Source organism: Kaistia adipata DSM 17808, from assembly GCF_000423225.1.
GTDB classification, from domain to species: Bacteria; Pseudomonadota; Alphaproteobacteria; order Rhizobiales; family Kaistiaceae; genus Kaistia; species Kaistia adipata.
Window position 1 is genome coordinate 204,220 of the sequence record NZ_AUHO01000006.1, and the last position, 22,789, is coordinate 227,008.

General features: G+C 64.1%; 26 protein-coding genes. 9 read left to right on the plus strand and 17 right to left on the minus strand.

The window, feature by feature from the left end; all coding sequences use genetic code 11:
* Positions 1–28: 28 nt before the first annotated feature.
* Together G539_RS0101250 and G539_RS26890 are read left to right on the plus strand one after the other, a co-directional pair.
* Positions 29–385 (plus strand): hypothetical protein, encoded by a 357-nt coding sequence (locus G539_RS0101250; RefSeq protein WP_029073590.1) that lies wholly within the window; start codon positions 29–31, stop codon positions 383–385.
* Positions 386–979: 594 nt separating this feature from the next.
* Positions 980–1,120 carry a hypothetical protein gene (locus tag G539_RS26890; RefSeq protein ID WP_210162771.1) on the plus strand — a complete coding sequence of 47 codons (141 nt, stop codon included), beginning with the start codon at positions 980–982 and terminating at the stop codon, positions 1,118–1,120.
* Between the two features lie 424 nt (positions 1,121–1,544).
* Here the strand turns inward: G539_RS26890 and G539_RS0101265 are convergent, their stop codons facing one another.
* Positions 1,545–1,754: a cold-shock protein gene (locus G539_RS0101265; protein WP_029073591.1), complete on the minus strand. Its 210-nt coding sequence runs from the start codon at positions 1,752–1,754 to the stop codon at positions 1,545–1,547.
* A 625-nt stretch (positions 1,755–2,379) separates the two neighbouring features.
* Entirely contained in the window at positions 2,380–2,553 is a 174-nt protein-coding gene (locus G539_RS26900; protein ID WP_156911736.1) for a hypothetical protein, read from the minus strand.
* Between the two features lie 270 nt (positions 2,554–2,823).
* Between G539_RS26900 and G539_RS0101275 the strand changes: the two genes are divergently transcribed.
* Positions 2,824–3,369, plus strand: a complete 546-nt coding sequence (locus tag G539_RS0101275; RefSeq protein WP_029073592.1) for a fasciclin domain-containing protein — start codon at positions 2,824–2,826, stop codon at positions 3,367–3,369.
* A 357-nt stretch (positions 3,370–3,726) separates the two neighbouring features.
* On the opposite strand, the gene G539_RS0101280 is transcribed toward G539_RS0101275, so the two are convergent.
* From G539_RS0101280 to G539_RS0101295, 4 genes are all read right to left on the minus strand, one after another.
* Complete coding sequence (locus G539_RS0101280; protein ID WP_051230990.1) at positions 3,727–4,509, minus strand: SDR family NAD(P)-dependent oxidoreductase; 783 nt, start codon at positions 4,507–4,509, stop codon at positions 3,727–3,729.
* A gap of 190 nt (positions 4,510–4,699) precedes the next feature.
* Positions 4,700–5,920 carry an SAM-dependent methyltransferase gene (locus tag G539_RS0101285; protein ID WP_029073594.1) on the minus strand — a complete coding sequence of 407 codons (1,221 nt, stop codon included), beginning with the start codon at positions 5,918–5,920 and terminating at the stop codon, positions 4,700–4,702.
* Positions 5,907–6,716 (minus strand): DUF1365 domain-containing protein, encoded by an 810-nt coding sequence (locus tag G539_RS0101290; protein WP_029073595.1) that lies wholly within the window; start codon positions 6,714–6,716, stop codon positions 5,907–5,909. The genes G539_RS0101285 and G539_RS0101290 overlap by 14 nt, the downstream gene beginning before the upstream one ends.
* Positions 6,713–8,068: an NAD(P)/FAD-dependent oxidoreductase gene (locus G539_RS0101295; protein ID WP_029073596.1), complete on the minus strand. Its 1,356-nt coding sequence runs from the start codon at positions 8,066–8,068 to the stop codon at positions 6,713–6,715. Before G539_RS0101295 ends, G539_RS0101290 begins: the two co-directional genes overlap by 4 nt.
* A 28-nt stretch (positions 8,069–8,096) precedes the next feature.
* On the opposite strand from G539_RS0101295, the gene G539_RS0101300 reads away from it, so the two are divergent.
* Genes G539_RS0101300 through G539_RS0101310 form a run of 3 tightly spaced genes read left to right on the plus strand, consistent with a single transcriptional unit; the run spans position 8,097 to position 9,997 of the window.
* Positions 8,097–8,879: a sigma-70 family RNA polymerase sigma factor gene (locus tag G539_RS0101300; RefSeq protein WP_342665049.1), complete on the plus strand. Its 783-nt coding sequence runs from the start codon at positions 8,097–8,099 to the stop codon at positions 8,877–8,879.
* Complete coding sequence (locus tag G539_RS0101305; protein ID WP_029073598.1) at positions 8,876–9,541, plus strand: ChrR family anti-sigma-E factor; 666 nt, start codon at positions 8,876–8,878, stop codon at positions 9,539–9,541. Before G539_RS0101300 ends, G539_RS0101305 begins: the two co-directional genes overlap by 4 nt.
* A gap of 33 nt (positions 9,542–9,574) precedes the next feature.
* Positions 9,575–9,997: a DUF2177 family protein gene (locus G539_RS0101310; protein ID WP_425402338.1), complete on the plus strand. Its 423-nt coding sequence runs from the start codon at positions 9,575–9,577 to the stop codon at positions 9,995–9,997.
* Here the strand turns inward: G539_RS0101310 and G539_RS0101315 are convergent, their stop codons facing one another.
* The 9 genes from G539_RS0101315 to efp all read right to left on the minus strand — a co-directional run bounded on the left by G539_RS0101315 (position 9,998) and on the right by efp (position 18,104).
* Positions 9,998–11,359: an MFS transporter gene (locus tag G539_RS0101315; protein WP_029073600.1), complete on the minus strand. Its 1,362-nt coding sequence runs from the start codon at positions 11,357–11,359 to the stop codon at positions 9,998–10,000.
* Entirely contained in the window at positions 11,359–11,751 is a 393-nt protein-coding gene (locus tag G539_RS0101320) for a hypothetical protein (protein ID WP_029073601.1), read from the minus strand. The genes G539_RS0101315 and G539_RS0101320 overlap by 1 nt, the downstream gene beginning before the upstream one ends.
* A 59-nt stretch (positions 11,752–11,810) precedes the next feature.
* On the minus strand, positions 11,811–12,314 hold the full coding sequence (locus G539_RS0101325; RefSeq protein WP_029073602.1) for a DUF3833 family protein: 504 nt from the start codon (positions 12,312–12,314) through the stop codon (positions 11,811–11,813).
* A gap of 761 nt (positions 12,315–13,075) precedes the next feature.
* Positions 13,076–13,408 (minus strand): hypothetical protein, encoded by a 333-nt coding sequence (locus G539_RS0101335; RefSeq protein ID WP_029073603.1) that lies wholly within the window; start codon positions 13,406–13,408, stop codon positions 13,076–13,078.
* Positions 13,405–13,596 carry a hypothetical protein gene (locus G539_RS0101340; RefSeq protein WP_029073604.1) on the minus strand — a complete coding sequence of 64 codons (192 nt, stop codon included), beginning with the start codon at positions 13,594–13,596 and terminating at the stop codon, positions 13,405–13,407. The genes G539_RS0101335 and G539_RS0101340 overlap by 4 nt, the downstream gene beginning before the upstream one ends.
* A 726-nt stretch (positions 13,597–14,322) precedes the next feature.
* Entirely contained in the window at positions 14,323–14,631 is a 309-nt protein-coding gene (locus G539_RS23290) for an adenylate cyclase (RefSeq protein WP_210162772.1), read from the minus strand.
* Positions 14,632–14,932: 301 nt separating this feature from the next.
* Entirely contained in the window at positions 14,933–15,538 is a 606-nt protein-coding gene (locus tag G539_RS0101350) for a methyltransferase family protein (RefSeq protein WP_029073605.1), read from the minus strand.
* Positions 15,539–15,620: 82 nt separating this feature from the next.
* The gene (locus G539_RS23295; protein WP_156911738.1) at positions 15,621–17,132 is read right to left on the minus strand and encodes a putative bifunctional diguanylate cyclase/phosphodiesterase; all 1,512 of its coding nucleotides are present in this window, start codon (positions 17,130–17,132) and stop codon (positions 15,621–15,623) included.
* A 405-nt stretch (positions 17,133–17,537) separates the two neighbouring features.
* Positions 17,538–18,104 (minus strand): elongation factor P, encoded by a 567-nt coding sequence (gene efp, locus G539_RS0101360; protein ID WP_029073606.1) that lies wholly within the window; start codon positions 18,102–18,104, stop codon positions 17,538–17,540.
* A 141-nt stretch (positions 18,105–18,245) separates the two neighbouring features.
* Here efp and epmA point away from each other — a divergent pair, with 141 nt between their 5' ends.
* The 3 genes from epmA (at position 18,246) to G539_RS0101375 (ending at position 21,091) form a co-directional block, all read left to right on the plus strand.
* Positions 18,246–19,289, plus strand: coding sequence for an EF-P lysine aminoacylase EpmA (epmA, locus tag G539_RS0101365; protein WP_029073607.1), 1,044 nt, complete (start codon positions 18,246–18,248; stop codon positions 19,287–19,289).
* Positions 19,290–19,305: 16 nt separating this feature from the next.
* Positions 19,306–20,376, plus strand: a complete 1,071-nt coding sequence (locus G539_RS0101370) for a lysine-2,3-aminomutase-like protein (protein ID WP_029073608.1) — start codon at positions 19,306–19,308, stop codon at positions 20,374–20,376.
* A 64-nt stretch (positions 20,377–20,440) separates the two neighbouring features.
* Positions 20,441–21,091: an FMN-binding negative transcriptional regulator gene (locus G539_RS0101375; RefSeq protein ID WP_029073609.1), complete on the plus strand. Its 651-nt coding sequence runs from the start codon at positions 20,441–20,443 to the stop codon at positions 21,089–21,091.
* A gap of 11 nt (positions 21,092–21,102) precedes the next feature.
* On the opposite strand, the gene G539_RS23300 is transcribed toward G539_RS0101375, so the two are convergent.
* A complete protein-coding gene (locus tag G539_RS23300) occupies positions 21,103–22,044 on the minus strand; it encodes a protein-methionine-sulfoxide reductase heme-binding subunit MsrQ (protein WP_051230994.1) in 942 nt (313 codons plus the stop codon).
* A gap of 69 nt (positions 22,045–22,113) precedes the next feature.
* The gene (locus tag G539_RS0101385; RefSeq protein WP_029073610.1) at positions 22,114–22,767 is read right to left on the minus strand and encodes a chloramphenicol phosphotransferase CPT family protein; all 654 of its coding nucleotides are present in this window, start codon (positions 22,765–22,767) and stop codon (positions 22,114–22,116) included.
* Positions 22,768–22,789: the final 22 nt, after the last annotated feature.

Below are 22,789 nucleotides of genomic sequence, written 5' to 3' on the forward strand. Positions count from 1 at the left end.
CGATGGCAGGCCTTCTGGGGGAATATATATGAGCAGGTTCATTCGTACGGCTGTTGCGACCGTTTCGCTGACGATGATGTCAACGGCGGCCTTCGCGCAGTGCATGATCTACTCGCAGCCAAACTACCAGGGCGCAGCAGGGGTCATCCAGCCCAATGATGTGGTATTTTTTCATAACAACGGAACGTCTGGCCTTGAAAAGGAATACCGCGCGTTCAACGACCCGAGCTGGCTCAATAATCTAAAATCGAGCAAGATTGCAGGCTCGTGCAAGTTGATCATCTATGAGGAGGCCAAATTCCCGAGCTACAGAAGCGATTATCGGGGCGATACGCCAAAGCATAAATATGACGGGGCCGGCACAGCAGTCTGCGACTGCAAGTAATTTCGAATGAACTGGCTCGGCTCTGTCCTCGGACGGGCCGGGCTATTTCGTGGTCGGATTTCTGAGCTCGATCACCACCCTTCGATCTCGGATTGCCCCGAAGGAGGATGTTGAATGCTACTCGTGCCCAAGTTCCCGCGCTGCCTCGCGACCGTTCTCGCCAGTCTACCCTTCGTCTTGGGGACCGGAAATCACCCGGTTCGGGCATCGAGCTCTGATGCTTGGGAGGAGTTACAGCAGGACGTCGAGAAGGCATGTCTGCGCGCTTCCGATGGAGTGCTTGAGGTTAGAAGGATCCAGGTGGATCCGTATGGCTCCGAATCCTACAGCTTTGCGGTGCTGTTTGGAGTTGAGGCTGGGACGTCGACTGATCGTCTCATTGCCTGTGCCTATGACAAAGCATCCGAGACTGCTGAGATCAGTGGAGCCTTCGAGCGCTGAGATCCCGACAAGCTGCAGGTCGAGGTACGAGAGGCCCTGCTCAAGTCGAGTTCCAGAACCCGGCCGATGTTCGGCTGCGCGGAGCGCGGTGGTAGCTCGAGGCCGCGATCAAGGCACTGAAGCTCTAGATCGAGGTGCGGGGCGTGAAGGATGATGGGTAGCAAGGCTTGGCGGAGGGCTATCCAGCGTGCGCTCGTCTGGACGGCGCTGATCGCGCTGAGCGTCTATCTCTGGGGGGTGATCGGCCGGGCGTTTCTCGCAGCCGGGCTACTGCCGGTGCCCGGCGCACTTTGAAGTCGCCGTGAGGGCGGGCTACTTATCGGGATGCATACCGAGTTACCAATTGTGGACCTATACGGGAATATTTGTTTGTTTCCGGTTCTGACGGGGAGGTTGCGTTCGGATCGTCGGAATTGAGTTATGGCTTCGATCGGGACTTGCGGGTTGCTTTGGCAGCTTCAGGATACGCTGCTTGATAGGCCAATCTCTGCGCACGAAGACGCTCTGTTTTAGCTGCGGTCAACGCCTGATAGCGCTCAATAATCTCATGAGCTGCCAGCGTCGTTGAGTCGGCTTTCTGTTGGCGCTAGGGGGGGCTTCATCAGTTGCGTTTTCACGGGGGCTCCTGAAATAAAAAAAAGGCCGGGCAAAGCCCGACCTTCTCTAGCGAACGAGCGTGGTGCCAGTACATCCGTGGTCACCGCTCAAGTTCGCTTAGTTAGGCGGCCTGAAGATTTTCAGCCGAGAACTTACCGTTGCGCTTGTCGGGGACGGAGTCGTAGCTGACCTTCTGGCCCTCACGAAGCGTCGACATCCCAGATCGTTCGACGGCCGAGATATGGACGAAGATGTCGGTGCTGCCATTATCCGGCTGGATAAAGCCGAAACCTTTGGTTTCGTTGAAGAACTTGACTGTTCCAATAGACATACGATTTCCCTTTCAGGATCGAGTGTATAACAGGTCGCCCCGCGGAGCGGTGCGCCACAAATACCGAAGATGTGAGGAAAAATCGTTGTGGCTTTATCAGCCAGAACAGAGCTCTGCGCATGTTCGATTTTGCAAACCTAAGGGTGGAATGTGTCTGAAGCAAGGTAATTCTGAATTTTTGCGATGGATCGCGGATCTTTAGTGATGCTCCTCGAATTGGCTGGTGCCCAGCAACGCCCCGATCCTTCACCAACCTCACCGCCTCAAGCTTGAACTCGCGGCTGAACTTCCTTCGTTGCATTCACACTCTCCAGTTCCGTCAAACACCTTATCTCGGTGTCCACGAAACCGGCAGCAGGCCAACGTCCGGCCGTTACCTCTGGATCCTGACGCGTGCTGCCAAGCCATCCGCGGAGGTTCGAGGAATGCCGCAGGCCAAGGTGAAGCCCCTTGGATATGACGTCGGGCTGCTGCGCTGGACCCTGCACTGAGCCAAGCGGCGCTTCGACTGTGACCGGCTTCCTGGATGTCGGCGGGTATTCGCTCGCGGGGTCTCGGGGAGCGTAAGTAGGAATTGGCAACCTTCTACGCACCCGGAAAGGGCCCGTTTACAGGACCTGCCTGGTCATCTGCCGATAGGAGGCATGCGATACAGGCCTAAAAATGGCTGGCGCTGTTCGAATGCCAATTTGGCCAAAAGCAAGCGAGCCAACCATTCAGCTGCGAGCTCGACATCGGTAATGTTGCCGATCTTGCCACTCCCATCCCGGACCGCGGCGGGCTTGAAGTCTTGAATCATATCGGGCGATCCCACTGAACTGACGGCGGTCCAATCCTCAATCGGGCGGAGGGGGCCGAGCTTAACCTGTCTGCCTGGCTGGTCGCCGAAGATCCGAGGTTTGGGCCGGGCCTAGCAGCCGCCATTCAGGCGCCCGCGACGTCCAGTCGCTCCGACGTGCACCCTGGCGGCGAGCGGTTGCTCAACTCAACATCTTCGCGAAACCAGTTGGCCGCTCCTCTCGTAGAAGGCACTGCGAGACAAACTGCGCAACTTGGAGGACATTTGACTATGAAGTTGTTCAAAGCGGCCGTGTTTTCGATCGCCCTTGCGATGTCGGGGGCTGCCTACGCGTCCAATCCGATGGTGGGCGGCGCGCCGATGTACGCCAGCAAGAACATCGTGGAGAACGCGGTCAATTCGAAGGACCACACGACCCTCGTCGCTGCGGTGAAGGCGGCCGATCTCGTGAAGACGCTTGAAGGCCCTGGCCCCTTCACTGTGTTCGCACCGACCAACAAGGCCTTCGACAAGTTGCCGAAGGGAACCGTCGAGACGCTTCTGAAGCCGGAGAACAAGGACCAGCTGACGAAGATCCTGACTGCGCATGTCGTGGCCGGGAAAGTCACCGCCGAGGACTTGGTGCGCAAGATCAAGAAGAACGGCGGAAAGTATAATATGAATACGGTGAGCGGCGATGCGCTTACGGCCGAGCTGAAAGGCAAGCGTGTCTACATAATCGATGAGTCAGGTGGGGCCGCGCAGGTTACTGTTCCAGACGTCGAGCAGTCGAACGGTGTCATCCACGTCGTTAACGCCGTTCTCCTCCCGAAGTAGGCTTAACGTGTCGTGGGCGGCGGCCAAGTGGTTCGGGCGCCGCCCATTTTTGTATTGCAGCGAAATGGTCCAGATCGAACGTAGAGATTGATCCAGAGATTCGCTCTCTGACCCGAGATGTTGGATAATTTTGGCTGTATATGAAAGCGGTCGAAAGTAATAATGGTGGCTTAAAGTCACATGGCTGTCGTCAATTATATAGTAATGAATTGCGTTTCCAGGTGATCGTCGGCTGTATTGTCCACGGGTCCTTTAGCATACACCGGCATGAAGCCATTCGTCGCGACATCGAATTCTGCAACAGAGTGAGGTAAAATTACAATTCTGATTCGACCTGCTACTGGAGTCCACCTTCCGTCAGCGTATGAGTCGCCGGGTAATCGCGAAAATCAGGGGAGCCGGCAAGAGGGCAAGCAGTTTCAGCAAGAGCACCATCCGGCGAGGAAAGGCTATCTCGAAGCGCCTTGACTGCAGTCCCGCCATAATTCGATCGACAGCTTCCTCGGTGGAGATCAAGAAAGGCATGGGAAAATCGTTCTTTTGCGTCAACGGCGTATCCACGAACCCCGGATTGATGACGCTTAGATAGACGTGGCTGGCTGCCAGTTGCGGGTAGAGCGCCTCGCACATGTTCATGAGGGCCGACTTCGTCGCGCCATAGGCGGCAGCGCCCGGCAAGCCGATGTATCCGGCGACCGAAGAGACCACGGCTATCTGACCCTCCTGACGCTCCAGCATCCGCGGCAGGAGGGGAGCCAGACAGTTGACAGTCCCCATGAGGTTGACGTCGACAATGGCACGAAACGCGGCAGCGTCGAACTCAGCGGCTCCGTCGCGGCGATAGGTGCCAGCATTCAGGACGACCAAGTCTAGTCGCCCAAGCTGCGCCTCAATCCGGTCGACGGTATTTGCAGCCGCTCCGGCGTCCGTCACGTCGAGTGGAAATGGATGAATCCGATTTCTATTCTCGGCAGCGAGAGACTCCAGATGCCGAACCGTTCGTGCGCTGACAGCGACATACCAGCCCTCGCTGGCCAGGCGACGCGCCAGCGCGCGACCGATTCCGGTCCCGGCTCCGGTTACCCAAGCCAACCGCTCGCCCCGCTCCTGAAGACCAGCAGTCCATTCAGCGCTCCGCATGACGTTCCTTCCGAACTCGCGCTTCAGCGATGGGTCTTTCCAACCATTCGTGTGGTCGCGACATGCGTTCCAATAGCCTCGCAAGTGTCGAGCATCGGAACTCGCGAGCTTCGGCCGCACTCTCAACTATTTTCAACCTGTGCGCTCTAGCCGTCCGATAGAAATGGATTTTCTTCTCCAATTTCACCGACTAGCCCGGACGTTGAAGGAGAAACTGCCCAACGTCGATCTTACCGGCGCGAAAGCCGATGGCGCAGTATTGCAGGTAGTAGTGCCACATGCGCCGGAACCGCGCGTCGAAGCCATGCGCCTGGATGCGATGCCAAGCTGCCGAGAAGGTTGTGTCCCAGATCTGAAGCGTCTTCTCGTAGTCGCGGCCGAAGAATTGCGAACTGACAAGGTGGAGCTTTTGCGCCGAGGCCGCCGCCGCAAAGGCCGTGCGGGAGGGCAGCATACCGCCCGGGAAGATGTAGGTCTGAATGAAATCGGCCTTGCGGCGGTATTCCTCGAAGCTGGCCTCGGCGATGGTGATGACCTGCAGCAGGGCGCGGCCGCCCGGCCTCAGCAGCGTGCGCAGGGCCGTGAAATAGGTCGGCCAGTTCTCCTCTCCGACCGCCTCGAACATCTCGATCGAGACGATCTTGTCGAACTGGCCCGCGCAGTCACGATAGTCCTCGAGCCGGATCTCGACCCGCTCGGCGAGGCCTGCCGCCGCGATCCGATCCCTAGCAAATCTCGCTTGCTCGCGCGACAGAGTCAGGCAGGTGATCCGGCATCCGGTTTCGCGCGCCGCGAACTCTGCGAACCCGCCCCAGCCGCAGCCGATCTCCAGAACGTGGTCGTCGGCGCCAAGGCCAAGTTCCCGTACGACGCGGGCGTATTTCTCGAGCTGCGCCTCTGCGAGCGACTGCTCGGGATGAGCAAAGATCGCCGACGAATAGGTCATCGTCTCATCGAGCCATTCACGGTAGAAATCATTGCCGAGGTCATAGTGGAAGGCGATGTTGCGCTTGCTGCCGGCGCGGGTGTTGGCGCGGCGGCGATGCCGGAGATAGGCCAGCAGCCGGCCAAGGCCCGGCGCATCGAGCAGCGAATGCAGCGCTTGCTCGTTAACCAGCCCGAGTTCCAGCAGCGCGCTGAGATCAGTCGTGTCCCAGTCGCCCTCAATGTAGCCTCGCGCCAGGCCAAGACTGCCACCGCCGGCCATACGCCATAGCAGTCTGCCGTTGCGCAGATTCAGATTGGCGCAGGGGCCGGGCAGGGGGCCGCGAACGACATGGCTGGTGCCGTCGGGAAACTGGATCGTCAGCTGTCCCGCGACGATCCGGTCGGCCCAACCGCGAAAGACATGCGACCAGAGCGGGGTGAGAAAGGCTCCGGCCGGGACCGCTTTCTCTTCAACGTGGCTCATGGGTTCCCGCATCCTTTAATCCGGTCGTGACGATGGTGATGGCAACAGGGCTCGTGGCGGCCTGATGCCGATGGACGGGAACGCCCTTGCGCCAGATGCGCAGTGCCTCCCAGTGAATTCCCGCCGTGACCTTAAGCGTCATCAGCGGATGGCGCAGCCAGGCGCGGAGCAGGTTTCGGTCCGTCATCGGCTGGCGCTTGCCGGTGAAGGAGGCGACGAGCACGGGCCCTTCGGCATCCGATTCGTCGATCCGCACCCGGATGGCCTCGCCGGGGGGCTCGATATCGAAGCGATAGAAGCAGGCCATCGGCAGGAAGGGCGAGACGTAGAGTTCCTTGGCGCAGCCATGGCGAACCGAGCGTGTCGCGTCATTGGCGACGGCGATGACATAGGTGTGGCGCTCGCCGAAGGTGTTGCAGACCTCGTAGAGGATGGCGCGCAACGCGCCGCCCGGCGCGTAGCAGAAATAAACGGTGAGCGGATTGAAGGCGTAGCCGAAAATGCGTGGATAGCAGAGCACGCGGAGGCTCATGCCGGCCTCGTGGCACCCGGCCTCGATCAACCGGGCCTCAATCCAGGCGCGCAGCGAGCCGGCGGTACCATCGCCATGGTCCTTGTCCCAGAAGCTGAGCAACGCGCGGCGATTGTGGCCGAACAGGCGCGAGCTAGCGCTGATTGCCGGCAGTTCGTCGAGGTCGAGCAGCAGCGAGAAGACGCGATAGTGCAGCTTGTGACGGCGCGGCCTGAGCCGGGCATGCATGACGTCGCCGAGGAAAAGGGCGGATTGACCGCTCATTCGGCTGCCTCGCGGAGCGGCGCCAGCGTGATGCGGCCGGATTCATCGCCGACCTTCCAGGGGCGGCGGACATCGGCGAGATCTTCTGCCGCCGCCAGACCGGACTGCAGTCCGTCTTCGTGGAATCCGTAGCCGAAATAGGCGCCGCAGAACCAGGTGTTTCGCCGGCCCTGCAGCCGCCAGAGCTGCTTCTGCGCGTCGAGCGCCGGCTGGTCGAACAGCGGATGGGTATACCGGAAGCTTTCGATCCTCTTGGCCGGGTCGATGTCGCGCGTCGGATTGAGCGTCACGAACAGCGGATGCCGGTGGTCGAGATTCTGCAGGCGGTTCATCCAGTAGGTGACGCAGAGCGGCTGCGACCCGTCGTTCTGGCGCTCGCCGATATAGTTCCAGCTCGACCAGACGCGCTTCCGCCTCGGCATCAAGCGGTCGTCGGAATGCAGCACAGCCAAGTTGTCAGTATAGCGGAAGGCGCCGAGGACGGACCGTTCCTGCCCGTCCGCATCGCCCAGAAGGCGAAGCGCCTGGTCGGCATGGGTGGCGATCACGACATCGGTGAAGCGGTCTGCATGGCCCGAAGCATCGGTGATGACGACGCCGCCGTCCTCGCGCGCAATCCGGGCGACCGGGGTCTTGAGGCGGACGCCCTCCGTGAAGCTGGCGCTGAGGCGCCGGACATATTCGCGGCTGCCGCCCTGCACGGTCCGCCAGATCGGCCGGTCGACGAGGTTGAGCAGGCCGTGGCTCGCAAAGAAGCGGACGAAGGCCTGCAGCGGATAGTTGCTCATCTCGCGCGCCGTCATGGACCAGATAGCGGCCCCCATCGGCAGAAGATGGTCTTCGACGAAGGCCGCCGCATAGCGGTTCCTGTCGAGATACTCGCCTAGCGTCATCCCTTCGAGATCGCTGCGCCGAAGGAGATCGGGCGCCTCGCGGTAGAAGCGCAAGATATCGCGGATCATCCGCCAGAAACGCGGCCGCACGACATTGCCGCGCTGGCCCATCAGCCCGTTCAGGCCGGAGCCGGAATATTCGAGCTTGCCGCCGTCGAGCGAGGCCGCGAACGACATTTCCGATGTCGACGTCTGGACTCCGATCTCCTCGAACAGAGCCACGAGGTTCGGGTAGTTGCGCTCATTGTAGACGATGAAGCCGGTGTCAACGGCGATCGGGCCTCTGGCGGTCGGCGCCTCTACGGTATTGGAGTGGCCGCCAAGCCGCGCTTCACTCTCATAGAGCGTAACGCGCATCGTCTGGCTCAGCAGCCATGCGGCGGACAGGCCGGATATTCCCGAACCGACCACGGCGACGCTGCGCCCAGCTGATCGGTGGCCCTTGGCTTCAACTCGCACGTTCTGCCTTTCCGCGCCTATTTGCTTGATGGTGGTGATACGGAAGGAAACGCGCCCCGGATCCATCGGCAGCGAAAAAACTGGCGACGATGATCCGCCTGCTGCCGGGCAGCGTATATCCAGCATGAACACGCACATTCCAATCGCCGCACCCGCGTGGCAAAAGAAATTCGTGGCAGCGGCGCCGCTGCGGCGAGCCGGGCCTCCGCATCGCGGGTGGGGAAGGGTTGAAATGCGCCGTACGACAGAGAACGAGGCAAAGCCGGATCTGGCAGCGCTGCTGGTCGCGGTCGGCGAGCGGCGCGATCTCGAGGCGTTCGAGGTGCTGTTTCGGTACTTCGCCCCGCGCGTGAGGGCTTTCATGGCGCGGCAGGCCGGCGACAGCCATTCGGCCGAGGAACTGATGCAGGAAACCATGATCGCCGTCTGGAACAAGGCGGACCGCTTCGATCCGGCCAAGGGCGCGGCCTCGACATGGATCTTCACCATCGCCCGCAATTTGCGCATCGACGCGTTCCGGCGCGACAAGCGCCCAGAATTCGATCCGAATGATCCTGCCTTCGTGCCGGACGATGTCGCGCCGGCCGATGAGATGTTCGAGGCGCAGGAAGTATCCGTCCAGTTGCATCAGGCGATGGCGACCCTGCCGGAAGAGCAGGTGGCGCTACTGAGGCTCGCCTTCTTCGAGGACAATTCGCACAGTGCCATCGCAGCCCGCCTCAACATGCCGCTCGGTACCGTCAAGTCGCGACTGCGCCTTGCCTTCAGCAAGCTGCGCGCCGCGCTCGATCGGAAGGGAGAAACGTCGTGACGATCCGCCATCATCTGAGCGACGATCTGCTGGTCAGCTACGCCGCCGGCAGCCTAGCCGAAGGCTGGAGCCTGGCCGTGGCGACGCATCTGGCGCTTTGCCCCGCCTGCCGGCAGCGCCTGGCGTTCGCCGAGGGCATAGGCGGAGAACTGCTCGAAAGTTCCGACGCCGCCGCGCCCGGGACGGATGCGTCCTGGGAGGCCGTGCGCCGCCGCATCGCAAAGTCGTCTCCGACGCCGCCGTCGGCGGCGCCCGCTGCGCCGGCCGCCCGGCGCGCCGGCGGACTGCCGGAGCCGCTTCGATCCTATCTCGGCCGCGACGTCGAGACGCTGCGCTGGCGCTCGCTCGGCCGTGGCGCCTCGCAGATCCGAATTCCGACCGCCGACAACGAGACTCAGGTGCGCCTGCTGCGGATCCCGGCCGGCAAGCCGGTGCCCGAGCACGGCCATGGCGGGCGCGAACTGACGCTCGTGCTTTCCGGCAGCTTCGCCGATGGCAACGATTTGTTCGCCCGCGGCGATATCGAGGATGCCGATGCCAGCCTGACGCACCAGCCGGTCGCGACGCCGGGCGAGGACTGCATCTGCCTCGCCGTCACCGACGCGCCGCTGCGCTTCCGCAGCTGGATCTTGCGGGCCATCCAGCCTCTTCTCGGAATTTGAGGGAGCGGCGCGCGCCAAGCGATGCAGAGATCGATGATGTTCCAGACCTACGCCGTCCCCTACCTCGCCACCGCCATCGTCTTCTTCGGAGTCGATTTCATCTGGCTCTCGACGATGACGTCGCGCTTCTATCGCAGCCGGATGGGCGAGATACTGCTCGACCAGCCGAACTCTGTCGCGGCGGGGCTGTTTTATCTCGTCTATGTCGCCGGCGTGGTCTATCTCGCCGTCCTGCCCGCCGTGAGCGGCGGCAGCGTCGTCACCGCGCTCGTCGGAGGGGCCGTGCTTGGGCTTGTCGCCTACGGCACCTATGACATGACCAATCTGGCGACGCTGAAGAACTGGTCGCTGTCGCTCAGCCTCGTGGACATCGCCTGGGGCACCTTCCTGACTAGCCTCGCCGCCACCTCCGGCTATTTCGTCACGACATGGATCGCGGCCCGAAGCGGCGGCTGATCAGGCGGCGCCCGGCTTCCGGGCGGCCTGCTCGATGCGGCCGCGCAGCGCGACCTGCGCCTCCTGGCCGAGCGGGAAGTTCCACATGATGGCGATCGCCGCGAGCTTCGGCAGGATCGGCAGCCACGCATAGAGCATCGCCAGCGTATCGAGCGCGAATTCCGGCACGGCGTCCTCGCTTCCCGGCACGAAGCCCGACCAGGCGAGCACGGGAAAGACGAGGCCGACGCCCAGCGCCAGCGACAGCTTGGTGGCGAGGCCCCAGGCGGCGAAATAGACGCCGGTGCGCTGTTCGCCGGAGAGCGCCGTGTCGCAATCGATGACATCGGCCTGGATCGCCGGCGGAAGCGCGAGATCGAAGCCGAGCAGCACGCCGGTCAGCGCGCAGATGACGGCGAAGGCGGCAACGTCGCCGGAGCCGAGGAGGCCGGAAAAGAAGAAGACGACGCAAGCAAGGATCATCGCCCCGCACCAGCTGCGATGCTTGCCGGCCCTGGCGGAGACCCAGACGGCGATCGGGACGCCCAGGATGCCGCAGAGAAAATAGAGGAAGAGCAGCGGCCCGCGCAGCGCTTCCGCCGCCAGCCGCTCGGACACGAAATAGAGGAACAGCGTCGCGGGTATCGCATTGGCGAAGCCGTTCAGGAGAAAGGCGGCGACCAAGCGGATAAAGGGCCTGTTGCGGACGAGATGGCGCAGGCTGTCGAAAAGCGAGAGCCGCGATATCGAGCGGTTGGCCGGCTCCGGCACGGCGCAGGCCGCCACCAGCCCGAAGGCGGGAACGGCGACGAGAACGAGCCCGGCGACCGCCGCCAATCCGTGAAAGCCGTCGATCCGGTCCATGCCGACGGCGAAAGGCAGGACGATCGCGATCAGTGTGCCGACCAGCGTCGCGCCCTCGCGATAGGCCGAGACGATCGAACGGCCGCGATAGTCGGTCGAAAGCTCGGCGCCCCAGGCGGTATAGGGCAGCAGCGTCGCCGTATAGCCGATCGAGAGCAGGATGCCCCAGAAGGCGAGGTAGCCGGTTCCGGCCGTGCCCGGCGGCCAGAACACCATGAAGGCCGACAGGGCCGTGAGCGGCAGCGACAGGAGAAAAACGGTCCGCCTTCGCCCAGCCTTCGGTGACACCCGATCCGACAGCCAGCCGATCACGGGATCGCTGGCGGCGTCGACCAGGCGGATCATGAGCAGCACCGTGCCGATCGCCTCGAGCGGGATCCCGAGATGGTCGGCGTAGAAGGTCGGCACGATTACATAGAGCGGCAGCGCGATCGCCGCCAGCGGCACCGCCGGCAAGGCATAGGCGAGAAGCGCCGCCCGTCCGGGCCGTCCCGGATCCGATGCCTCGTCGCGCGCCACTAGGGCCCGATCCGGGCGGTGCCGGAAGCGCCGTCGTCGCGCAGCCAGGTGATTTTGCTGCCGCCCAGCGAGGTTACCTTGAAGCAAAACTGGCGGCCATCATACCAGGTCGGCCATTTCTGGCAGAGCGAATTTCCGGCGATCCACCACCGTCCCTTTTCGCTGGGCGCCAGCATGCGCGCCGCCGAGAAGCCGGAGACATCGCCGAGGACCACGCCATCCTTGCGATATTCGAGCGGCAGCGCGATGCCGAACGGCGTGCTTAGGCGAACCTTTTCGCCCCCGATCAGCGCCTTGATTTCGGGCCCACTGAGTTCCGCTGCGCTTGCCGCCGCCGGAAACCCAGCCGCAAAGGCGGCAATCGACAGTAGCTTTTCGAGATAGGCCGTCATGATCCTCTCCCACATTCGTTGGCGATGGCCGACGGGGTCGTCCGGGCGGCCGCGTTGCTTCAACGGCTGAACTCGACCCGGGTCTTGGCGACGGGAATGCCAAACTTGGTGATCGTGGCGTTGTTGATCAGCCGGCCGCTGTCCTGCAGCGTCATCGTGTCGTGGAAGCGGACGCGATTGCGCTTTCGTGCCGCGTCGAGGTCGACGAGATAGGTGAAGCGCGCCGTGTTGCCGGTGATGGTCACCAGCGTGTCGCCGACGACATCCTCGCGGGTGCCGCGATACTGGTTCGGAGCGACCTTACGGAAGCGCCAAGTCTTGTGGTCTCGCTCACCATCCGAATAGACGAAGTCCTCGACCAGTATCAGCGTGTGGCCGTTCCACGTGCCGTGAAGATCGACGGTGAAGTCGCGTTTTACGCCGTTGATGGCGCTGAAGCTGCCAATCGCCGATGTCTTGCCGGCGAAGTAGCGCTCCAGGGAAAACTGGCCGGCCGACGCAGGCATTATGGACGACAGAGTCAGTATCACGAAAACCACCAGTCTCAGCTTGCTGCTGTACATCGCCTCACTCCAGTCAGACGCTGTGATGCCAACTAGTACGCAGGAACGTAGCGGTTGGATCAGCCTATCTGAGCCCGCAAGACTGCAACTGGACGGAGATTGACTCGGGCATCGGGAGAAAACTCGATTCAGAGAAGATGGTTCAGATAATCGAGGTGCGGGGCGCAAGCCGAAAACCTCAATGCATTGAATGGAGGCGTTTTCTCCGCACTTTTTCTAAGGTATTGAAACTGCTTATATCACAAGTCCCCTTCCGGGGCGGGATCGCCTGCAAATCACTCCTCGGAGGTCATTGACTTCCCCATCGACGTCATGATCAAGAACGATGGTGGCCTTGGCGCCGTCCTCGACAAGGTGAGCGCTCTCACCCAGATCCGCTTTCGCTTCGGCCGTTCCGGAGGCTTCTCGATTGCGCCCGCCTAGATGCCAGCCTCCTCGGCGGCGACCCGACGCCTCTCTCGCGGCCGCGACGTCTGCCTTCCCGTCTGTGAACGCCTCCGGCCAGAAGAACAACAGCCATTCTGCCGCGGCACGGACGCTGCCGATGGCGGGACGGCTTCCCGGCCTCTCCCAGATCCAAACAGGCTCGAAGTGTTGCACGGCCGCCATTGAGTGTCGCCTGACCTAACGTCATCATCACGAAGTGACTTGGGGCACAATGGGGCTACGGCAATGTCACATCGTGTTGGGACCGCCATTGTGCGGGGATCCGTCTATGTCGGGCTGATCGCAACGTCGATCGGGTTGTGGTGGCTGATGGCCTACCTGCTCTTTGAGGCGCCATTCAGATAGCTGGGGTCAACCCAGCCATTTCCCAGACCCGGCGTCCATTTCGCGGGCTCCGGCATCCAATGGTGCGGCCCGGCTAGTATCCTCTCGAACGTCGCCCTGAAGCCGCTCATGGCTTCCTCGCGCGTATCCGCCGAGCCGCCGGTGTAGGTAGGAGGGGTGGGCAACATGGCCGTTACCGACCACGTCCAATAGCTCCGGCCGCCGACTTCCTGTCCGGTGATGGACCCGACGCGCTTCTCGCCGAGCCATACTCGATAGATGTGCTCGGACTCACGGCGCAGGGTTAGTTGCTCGGTGGTCAAACGTTCCCCTCAGGCTCGATATCCTCGAGCTCGATCTCTTCGCGTATGCCCACGAGCACGCGCAGCGTTTCAATCGTCGTGATCGCTTCGCGCAAAAGCGCTTCCAGCTCGGCCGGATCCACGTCTTCGGTGTCCAGCGCCGCAAGAGCCAGTCGGATCGTGATGTCTTCCTTGCGCTCTTCGGCCATGTCGCATCCTCCAGTCCTCCCACCATAGCAGGGATTCACACGCGAATCGGCATGGGGTAGAATCGAGGGCGACGCGGCGGCGCTGAAGGAAGCGCGCAGTTGGGGGCGGCCACGGTGCCCCCACCCCATGAGCAGCCCCGCCGAGAGAGGGCAATGTGGCACCAGCCGGTATCAAGCCCGGCCCGCGTCGATCCTATCGCTCACGCTCCGGTGTGAGCCTGTTGCTAGATCGGGATGGCACTAACAGGGCCCCGAGAAACGCTAGCAACCTTAAGCGGCTCCGAGATCCAACCCTCGGGGCCGTTTCTTTCTCCAGAAATTTCCGGGCCGATTTCTTTCTGGCTCACCACCACCCCATCCAATGACCGCCATACGCAACGGCCACGCCTATCGCTAGGGCGAGGCCCTTTATGATGGTGCGGATCTCGGCGGGGGAGGGTGACATGGGAGCGACTATAGGTTTGGGAAAACGACGCCGAAAGCCTTGATTCCCCTCGGGTCTGCAATTCCGGTTTGGGAAGGGCAGCGGCTTGAAATCACTGAACAATCGCAATCCTGCCGGGGTCGCCAATCATCTCGGATCTCCGGCGCCGCGCTTGCCGCGCCGATCCGCTCCATTTCATGTCCCGCCTTGCCTGACACCGCAGGCTTCACCGCGACCTCGCATGGGATCGCGGCGAAGCCGTTCGGCTGGCAACGCCGTTGGATCCCGGGCCACCCGTTTGGCTACGGGTTCGGCTTGTGCGACTGCTGGAAGCCGGCCACGTCGTATTGCGACACGCTCTTCGGATTGTTCGAGTTCTGGGGTTGCGTGCCTGCGTAGTGGGTTCCTGCGGTGCCATCCGGGTTGAACGCAGAGCCGGGGGCGCTGGCGGACTGGCCCGGCGTGACGCTGCCAGTCTGGGCCGATCCGATCGTCTGATTCGGCTGACCCGTCGTACCCGTCGTCGTGTGGACATTGGCGGCGAGCGCCAGGCCGGCTGAGGTTGCCAGCAGCGACACGCCGAGGATCGTCGGCGCGATGAACTGTTTCATGGCTTGTCTCCCAGGAAAGCAGTGCTTCGGATTGGCTCGGATATTGCCGGAACCCGGCCAAATGGGAATTTTCCCACCGCGCATTGTTGGATTCCAGCACCCCTGGCGAGCATGTCGGAATTGTAATGTTGCGCGATTCCGGACGTCGGGCGCGGGCGGCCCGGCCGCGTCGTCGCCATGCGCGCTCAATCGTTCCACGACGGCCGCCGTCGCGGTGTCCATCGCCGATGAGATCGCGCGCCTGGGCGCAGGCGCAGTATGGGAGGTGGGGTCCCCAGCAGCGGCCCGTTCGGGGGCGGCTCTAGTAGAAACGGAAGAGGGTGGGCAGCATCCCGCTCGACTGGATATGCTCGAGCGCTTCCATGGCCGGGAAGATGGCGAGGAAGAGCAGGCCGTCGAGGAAGGTTCGGCGAAGGGCGTCCGGCGAAAAAGCCATCTCGGCCGAGTCGCGGTAGAGCAACGGGTTCGGCCAGAAGATCGGCGTCCGCTCGGCATAGGCGGCATAGCGTTCGCCGAACAGGACACGTAGATGGTCGGCTTCCTTGCGGGCCGTGAGCAGGAAGGCGGCATAGCTGAGCGCGCCCAGCAGCAGCGCGACGACGAGGGAACCGTAGATCAGCCCGACGCCGACCGCCCCGATCGTCGAGAACAGGTAGAGCGGATTGCGCGTCATCGAATAGGGGCCGAGCGTCGTCAGGTCGCGGTTCTTGCGCGCGCCGATATAGAGGATGCTCCACATCCGGCCAGCCACGCAGATGAGGACGAGCGCGAAGCCCACCATCTCGAGCAACTCGTGCGTCCGGCCGCTGAGGACGGGGCGGGCGACCAGAAGCGCGGCCGCGATGAACAGGGCGCCCGTCTGGATCAGGTGGATGCGCAAACGCTGGTTGAGCGGCTGCTGTCTCATGATGCGAATTCCGTGCCGATGTTTTCGCCTTGCTCTGCCGCAATTGCGTCCGTTCCGAGGCGGAACCGCTCCCGGACCGCCGTCAGGACGCGAGCGCGTGGAGCACGGGGCGCTGCTGGAGCCAGAGGCTCGTTTGCTCCGCGGAAACGGGGCGGCCGAAGAGATAGCCCTGGCCGATGTCGCAGCCGAGCTCCCGCAGCGTCGACAGGATCTCGGGCGCCTCGATTCCCTCGGCCGTGGTGGCGAGGTTGAACGCGCCGGCAAGCTGCACGATGGCGCGAATCAGCCGCCAGTCTTCCTCGTTGCGCTGCGCGCTCGCGACGAAGTCGCGATCGATCTTCAGCCGGTCGACCGGCAGGTCGCTCAGGTGGCGCAGGCTGGAGTAGCCGGTTCCGAAATCGTCGAGGGCGACGGACACGCCGGCACCGCGCAGTGTGTTGAGAATGTCGCGCGCCGAGGAGACCTCGTTGACCAGCGAGCTCTCGGTGATCTCCAGCTCCAGGCGCGACGGCGGGAAATTGGCCTGGGCGAGGATCGCGAGGATGCGCGCCGCCATGTACCGTTCGGCGAACTGGATTGGCGAGATGTTGACGGAGAGCCGCAGGTCCGACGGCCAGTTCCGGGCATCGGCGCAAGCGCGCGCGAGCAGCATCTCGAACATCTCGCCGATGCGGCCGGATTCCTCGGCCAGGGGGATGAACGACGCCGGCGGGATGATGCCATGCTTCGGGTGCTGCCAGCGCGCGAGAACCTCGAAGCCGATGAGGCGATCACCATTGAGGGCGATCAGCGGCTGGTAGTAGGGCACGATCTCGCCGGTCGCTATGGCGCGGCGCAGGTCGAGCTCCAGAACCCGTCGGTCTTCCAGGGCCTGGTCGACGCCGGCCTCGAAGGCGCGCACCGTGCCGCGCGCATGGCGCTTGGCCTCGCGCAACGCCACGTCGGCGGCGCGCAGGAGCGTCTCCGCCGTATCGGCGCCTTCGTTCGAGGTGGCCAGCCCGACCGTCGCCCCGAGGCGGACGAAGCCGGTCGCGATGGGCACCGGCGCCGCGAGGCATTCGAGCAGCCGGCGCGCGATGCGCTCGGCCATCACGTCGCCATCGTTCTCTAGCAGCAGGGCGAACTCGTCGTCGCCGAGCCTTGCGAGGGTAGTGTTCGCTTCCTTGAAGGCGCCGAGCCGGCGCGCGGTCTCAAGCAGCACGTCGTCGCCGGCCGAATGCCCATAGGTGTCGTTGACGGACTTGAAGCGGTCCAGATTGATCAGGACGACGGTTGCCGACTGGCCAACCTGGAGCGACCGCGCGAGCGCCTTTTCAAGCGCCCGCATGAACGCCGTGCGATTGGGCAGGCCGGTGAGCGCGTCGGTCCGCGTGCTGGCGTTGAGCTGGCGCTGCTTCCGATAGGAGCGCCCGAGCGCGCGCTTGAGGCGAAGTTGCCCCCTGAAGAGCACGAAGCCAAGGGTGAGGGACAGGGCCAGGCTGATGAGCAGGAAAAGCGAATAGGGCGCGAGGCTATGGACCAGGTCGCTCGTCAGAATGCCGGCCACAGCGAAGAAGAGCGCGCCCACTCCCAGAACGAAGATGCTGATCATCATGTCATTGCCCACCGCGCCCCAAGGCGCCCGCGACGCGCGCCGAATGGCTCGACGATGCGCGCAGGACCCCCCAGTCCGACCCACAACCAAATTCACGGATAACGGGCAATGAAGTCAATAGAAGAGTTGAACTATATCTTGTGCAGTCCAGTCGTCGCCGCCGCGATCTAACATCTCAGTCCGGATGTTCTGGCCTGTTCCAGTTCGAGGGTTCCGCCGAGGGCAATGTCGGAAGACGGGCTGGCACTCCGGCCGGATCCGCGGCGCCGGCCGACGTGGCGGAACCTTTGTGCCTGCCGGTATTTTTTCGGGACGGCGTGTCCGCAAAAAAGAAATGGCGCCGGAAGAGGCTCCGGCGCCATTGACTAGTTCTTGTTTCCGCTCTGGCGGATGGTCGCGGCCGGATCAGTCCTTGGCGCGCTCGACGTAGGAGCCGTCCTCGGTCAGCACGACGATTCGCGTGCCGGGGCCGATATGCGGGGGAACCGAGGTGCGGACGCCGTTCGACAGCACTGCCGGCTTGTAGGACGACGAGGCCGTCTGGCCCTTGGTGGTCGGCTCGGTCTCGACGACCTCGAGCGTCACGCGCTGCGGCAGGACGATGCCGACGGCCTGGTCCTCGAAGATCGACAGGCGGACGACCATGCCTTCCTGCAGGTAGGGAGCGGCGTCGCCGACCACGTCCGGGGAGACCACGAGCTGCTCGTAGTTCTCGGTGTTCATGAAGGTGAAGCCTTCGCCGTCCTGGTACAGGTAGGAGAAGTCACGGTCTTCGACGAAGGCGCGCTCGACCTGCTCGGTCGTCTTGTAGCGGTTCGAGATCTTCACGCCGTCCGACAGGCGGCGCATGTCGATCTGCGTCGTCGGGGTGCCCTTGCCGGGGTGGAAGCTCTCGGCGATGAGCACGGAATAGAGCTTGCCCTCGATTTCGAGGATGTTGCCCTTGCGGACCTGGCTGGCGATAACCTTCACGAATTAATCCTCAGATTGGCGTCGGCGCCGTACAAAGGCGCGATAATGGCGCGCACCATAGCGATTCCGCTCGTTCGCGCCAGTCGAAATTGATTGGCGCCGGCGGACAGACCCCGCCCGGACGACAGGAGAACTGTGAGAATGACCAGCGCGTCCCCCTGGTGGTCGCCGCATGTGCATGCGGATCGTCGCCCGCTGCTGCTGCAGCGCGGGCGGATAAAGGCGGCGATGCGTGGCTGGTTTCGATCGCAGGATTTCCTCGAGGTCGAGTGCGGCATCCTGCAGGTTTCGCCCGGAAACGAGGCGCATCTGCACGCCTTCGCCACCGAGCGGATCTTTCCGGATGGCACCCGCCAACCGCTCTATCTCCACACCTCTCCGGAATTCGCGGCCAAGAAGCTGCTGGCGGCGGGCGAGGAGCGGATCTATTCGCTCGGTCCCGTGTTCCGGAACCGCGAACTGGGACCGCGACACGCCTGTGAATTCGTGATGCTCGAATGGTATCGCGCCCGGGCGCCCTACGAGGCGCTGATGGCGGATTGCGCCGAGTTGCTCGCCAGGGCCGCCGAGGCGGCAGGCAGCCACCGCTTCGCGCATCGCGGCGCCGAGTCGGACCCATTCGCGGAACCCGAGCGGGTCACGGTCGCCGAGGCTTTCCTCGAGTTTGCCGGCATCGACCTGCTCGCGACGATCGCCGCCGATGGGGCGGCCGATCGCGACGCGCTGGCGGCGCAGGCGAGCGCGACCGGAATCCGGATCGTCTTCGACGACAGCTGGAGCGACATTTTCAGCCGGATCATTTCGGAGAAAGTGGAGCCGAAGCTGGGGCAGGGGCGGCCGACGATCCTGTGCGAATATCCCGTTGTCGAGGCGGCGCTGGCACGGCCGAAGCCGGACGATCCGCGCGTCGCGGAGCGTTTCGAGCTCTATTGCTGTGGCGTCGAGCTTGCGAACGGCTTTGGCGAACTCACCGATCCCGTCGAGCAGCGCCGTCGATTCAACGCGGACATGGACGAGAAGGAGCGGCTCTACGGCGAGCGCTATCCGCTCGACGAGGATTTCCTCGCCGCGCTCGCCATCATGCCGCCGGCCTCCGGCATCGCGCTCGGCTTCGATCGGCTTGTCATGCTGGCCACGGGGGCGCCCCGGATCGATTCGGTGATCTGGACACCGGCCTCCGAATGATCGAAAGAGTGCGGCCATGCCGCATTCACCCGTCGTTCCGTTCGAGAAATCGCTGACGCTCCGTTCGCCCGCAGCCCTGGTCGAAGCCGGGCTCGTACCGGATTCCGCGCGCGTTGGGCTGGAGCAGGTCGCCGAGCGCTATGCCGTCGCGGTGACGCCGGCGGTCGCGGAGCTGATCGATCCGGCCGATCCGGCCGATCCGATCGCCGCGCAGTTCGTGCCGACGACGGCCGAACTGACGACGCTGCCCGAGGAACGGGCTGACCCGATCGGCGACGACGCGCACAGCCCGGTACCAGGGCTTGTGCACCGCTATCCCGACCGCGTGCTCCTGAAGCTGGTGCATGTCTGCGCGGTCTATTGTCGGTTCTGCTTCCGCCGCGAGACGGTGGGCCCGGGCGGACCGACCATGCTCGGCGCGGCGGAGCTGGAGCAGGCGCTGGCCTATGTTCAGGCGCGGCCGGAGATCTGGGAAGTGGTTTTCACCGGCGGCGACCCGCTGGTGATCACCCCGCGCCGGCTCGCCGAGCTGCTGGAGCGCTTCCGCGCCATCGATCACGTGAAGATCCTGCGCTTCCACACGCGCGTGCCGGTCGTCGATCCCGCCCGCATCACGCCGGAGCTCGTGGCGGCGCTGCGCAATGCCGGCAAGACCGTCTACGTCGCGATCCACGCCAACCACCCGCGCGAGCTGACGGCGGAGGCGCGGGCGGCGCTGGCGCGCCTCGCCGACGCTGGCATCGCGCTCGTCAGCCAGACGGTCCTTCTCAAGGGCATCAACGACGATCCGGAGACGATGGCGGCGCTCATGCGCGGTTTCGTCGAGAACCGCGTGAAGCCCTATTACTTGCATCACGGCGACCTCGCGCCAGGCACCAGCCATTTCCGCACCTCGATCGCGGAGGGGCAGGCATTGATGCGCGCTCTGCGCGGCCGCCTGTCCGGCCTAGCCCAGCCGACCTATGTGCTCGACATCCCCGGCGGATACGGCAAGGTGCCGGTCGGCCCGAGCTATGTGAACGAGGACGGCACGGTGATCGACCCGAACGACGGCGCGCACGAGTATCGTTTCAACGACGCGGTCTGAGTGGTCCTTGCCGACGGCGGGGCGCGGGTGGCAGGATCGCTGGCTGATACCGCGAGGATCCGCCTTGTACCAGCCGCCCCATTTCCGGGAAGACCGGATCGATGTGATGCACGCGCTGATGCGCGCCCATCCGCTCGCGATGCTGGTGACGAGCGGCGAGGGCGGGCTGATGGCCAATCTGGTGCCGTTTTTGGTCGATCCCGGCTCGGGAGAGAGGGGCATGTTGCGCGCCCATCTCGCCAAAGCGAATGACCAGCTGGCGGCCTTGCGCGCCGGATCCGAGGCCATGGTGCTATTTCAGGGCCCGAACGCCTATGTGACGCCGAGCTGGTACGCCTCGAAGGCCGAGAATCACAAGGTGGTGCCGACCTGGAACTATGCGACCGTGCATGCCTGGGGCACGCCGCGCGTGATCGACGATCCGGATTGGCTGCGCCGGCAGGTCGGCGACCTCACGGATGCGAGCGAGCGCGACCGGCAGGTGCCCTGGCGCGTCGATGATGCGCCCGCCCCCTTCGTCGCCGGCCAGCTGAAGGGGATCGTCGGGCTGGAGATTCCGATCGCCCGCATCGAGGGCAAGTGGAAGGTGAGCCAGAACCGGACTCTTCTCGACCGGCACGGCGTCGTCGAGGGGCTGACGCGGGACCGGGGGGACGCGGCTGACATGGCGGCGCTCGTCCGGGAGCGCATTCCGGGTCACGACGAGCCGGCCTGAGGGCTGGTGACCTACGCGGTCGTCTCCTGCGGTTTCGTCTGGCCATCAGCGCCGGCAGCAACGGCCCGACGCTGGCGCGCGGTCCGTTTCGGCGCCCGCTCCGCCAACAGGCGGCGGAGGACCGCGACCGCCACGACCGCGACAACGATACCGCCGATGATCCAGGCCGGGCGGATGCCGGCGGCCGGATTGAAATTCGTCGGCAGCACGCGGCCGAATGCGACGCCGATCTTCGAATAGTAATAGAGAGCCTCGCCGAAGGCGGTTGCGATGGTGATGGCAATGCCGAGGCCGAGCGTGGCGGGAAGCGTCGCGATTCGCGCCTCGCCGAGCCAGGCGGCGAGCAGACGCCAGGAAAGCAGCCACACCGCGACGGCCGCGACGACGATCGGTTCGGTGACGCCGAGCTTGGACTGCAGGAAGAAGTGCAGCGCGGCGAGCCCGATGATCGGATAGACGAGCCGATGCAGGCGGCGCCAGTTGATGCCGCCGAGGCGCTTCATCATGCCGTTGGTCGAGGTCGCGGCGAGCGGCACCAGCAGGATCAGCACCATCAGGCCGATGGTCAGGTAGACGCGGGCGAAGAGCTCCGAGATCACCTTCGGAATGTCCCAGCCGAGATCGCCGGCATAGGCGACGAGGTGGATCAGCACATAGGCGAAAGCGGCGTTGCCGAGCGTCCGGCGCACGAAGACCAGCTCGGGCCAGCGCCAGACATGTCGGAGCGGTGTCACGGCTAGCGTCAGCAGCAGGAAACGGATCGCCCAGAGGCCTGCCTGGTGGTTGATCTCGATCATCTGGCGCGGGCCGAGCGTGCCCATCGCCGCGCGGGCGATCAGCCAGAGGCCGGGCAGGAACACGCCGGCGAAGACGATCGCCTTCAGCGGCGAAAAGATCCCCTTGCGGTCCTGCCAGGGATAGAGGCGCTGCGCCGGAGCGGCGGGGCTGTTCATCGGGACCTCGTGCGATTGCTCATGATCCCCTCATACGCGCCGTCACGGCAAAAGGCTTCGCCCGGTGCTTCAGCTTTGCGTGACCGGAGCCAGGGCGGCCAGCCGCTCGAAGGCGGTTGGTTCGGTACGCCGTTTGTCGAGCGTCCGCCGGATCCGCCCTGCACATGCCTCGGGGCTGAGCACCGACGTATCTACCTCGAGGTCGTAGATTCCGGGCTTGTGCACCTCGCTCTGCCAGAGCCGCACCGGCGCGGGGATCGGCTCGTCGGGAGTTCCGGTCGCATAGAGCCCCGCGCGGCCAACCTGTCCGTGATTGCGGCGTTCCATGATGATCTCGATTGGGCAGCGGACGCCGACGAACAGAACCGGCAGGCCGGTGAGGCGGCGCGCGCAGTCCGGCAGGATGCCGAGCGGCTGCGAATAGCTGTCGTGATGGCCGACATCGACAACCAGATCGAGGCCGAGCCGGCTATGCGCGGCGACCGATTCGTAGAGGGCTGCGTAGAGGCGCGGGATCAGCCCTTCGAGGTCGGGGCGCTCGCCGCCGGGCCTCAGCCCGATGCCGGGCCGATAGCGCTCCGGCGTGACGGGGTCGACATAGGCGTCGACGCCGAGGTTCATCCAGGGGCCATCGAACCGGTTCTGGATGGCGGTCGCGATGCTGGATTTCCCGGATCGCGGCGCGCCGTTCAGGATGACGATCTGGCCCGGTCGTCTCGGCACGGCTTCCCCTTCGCATGCTGGA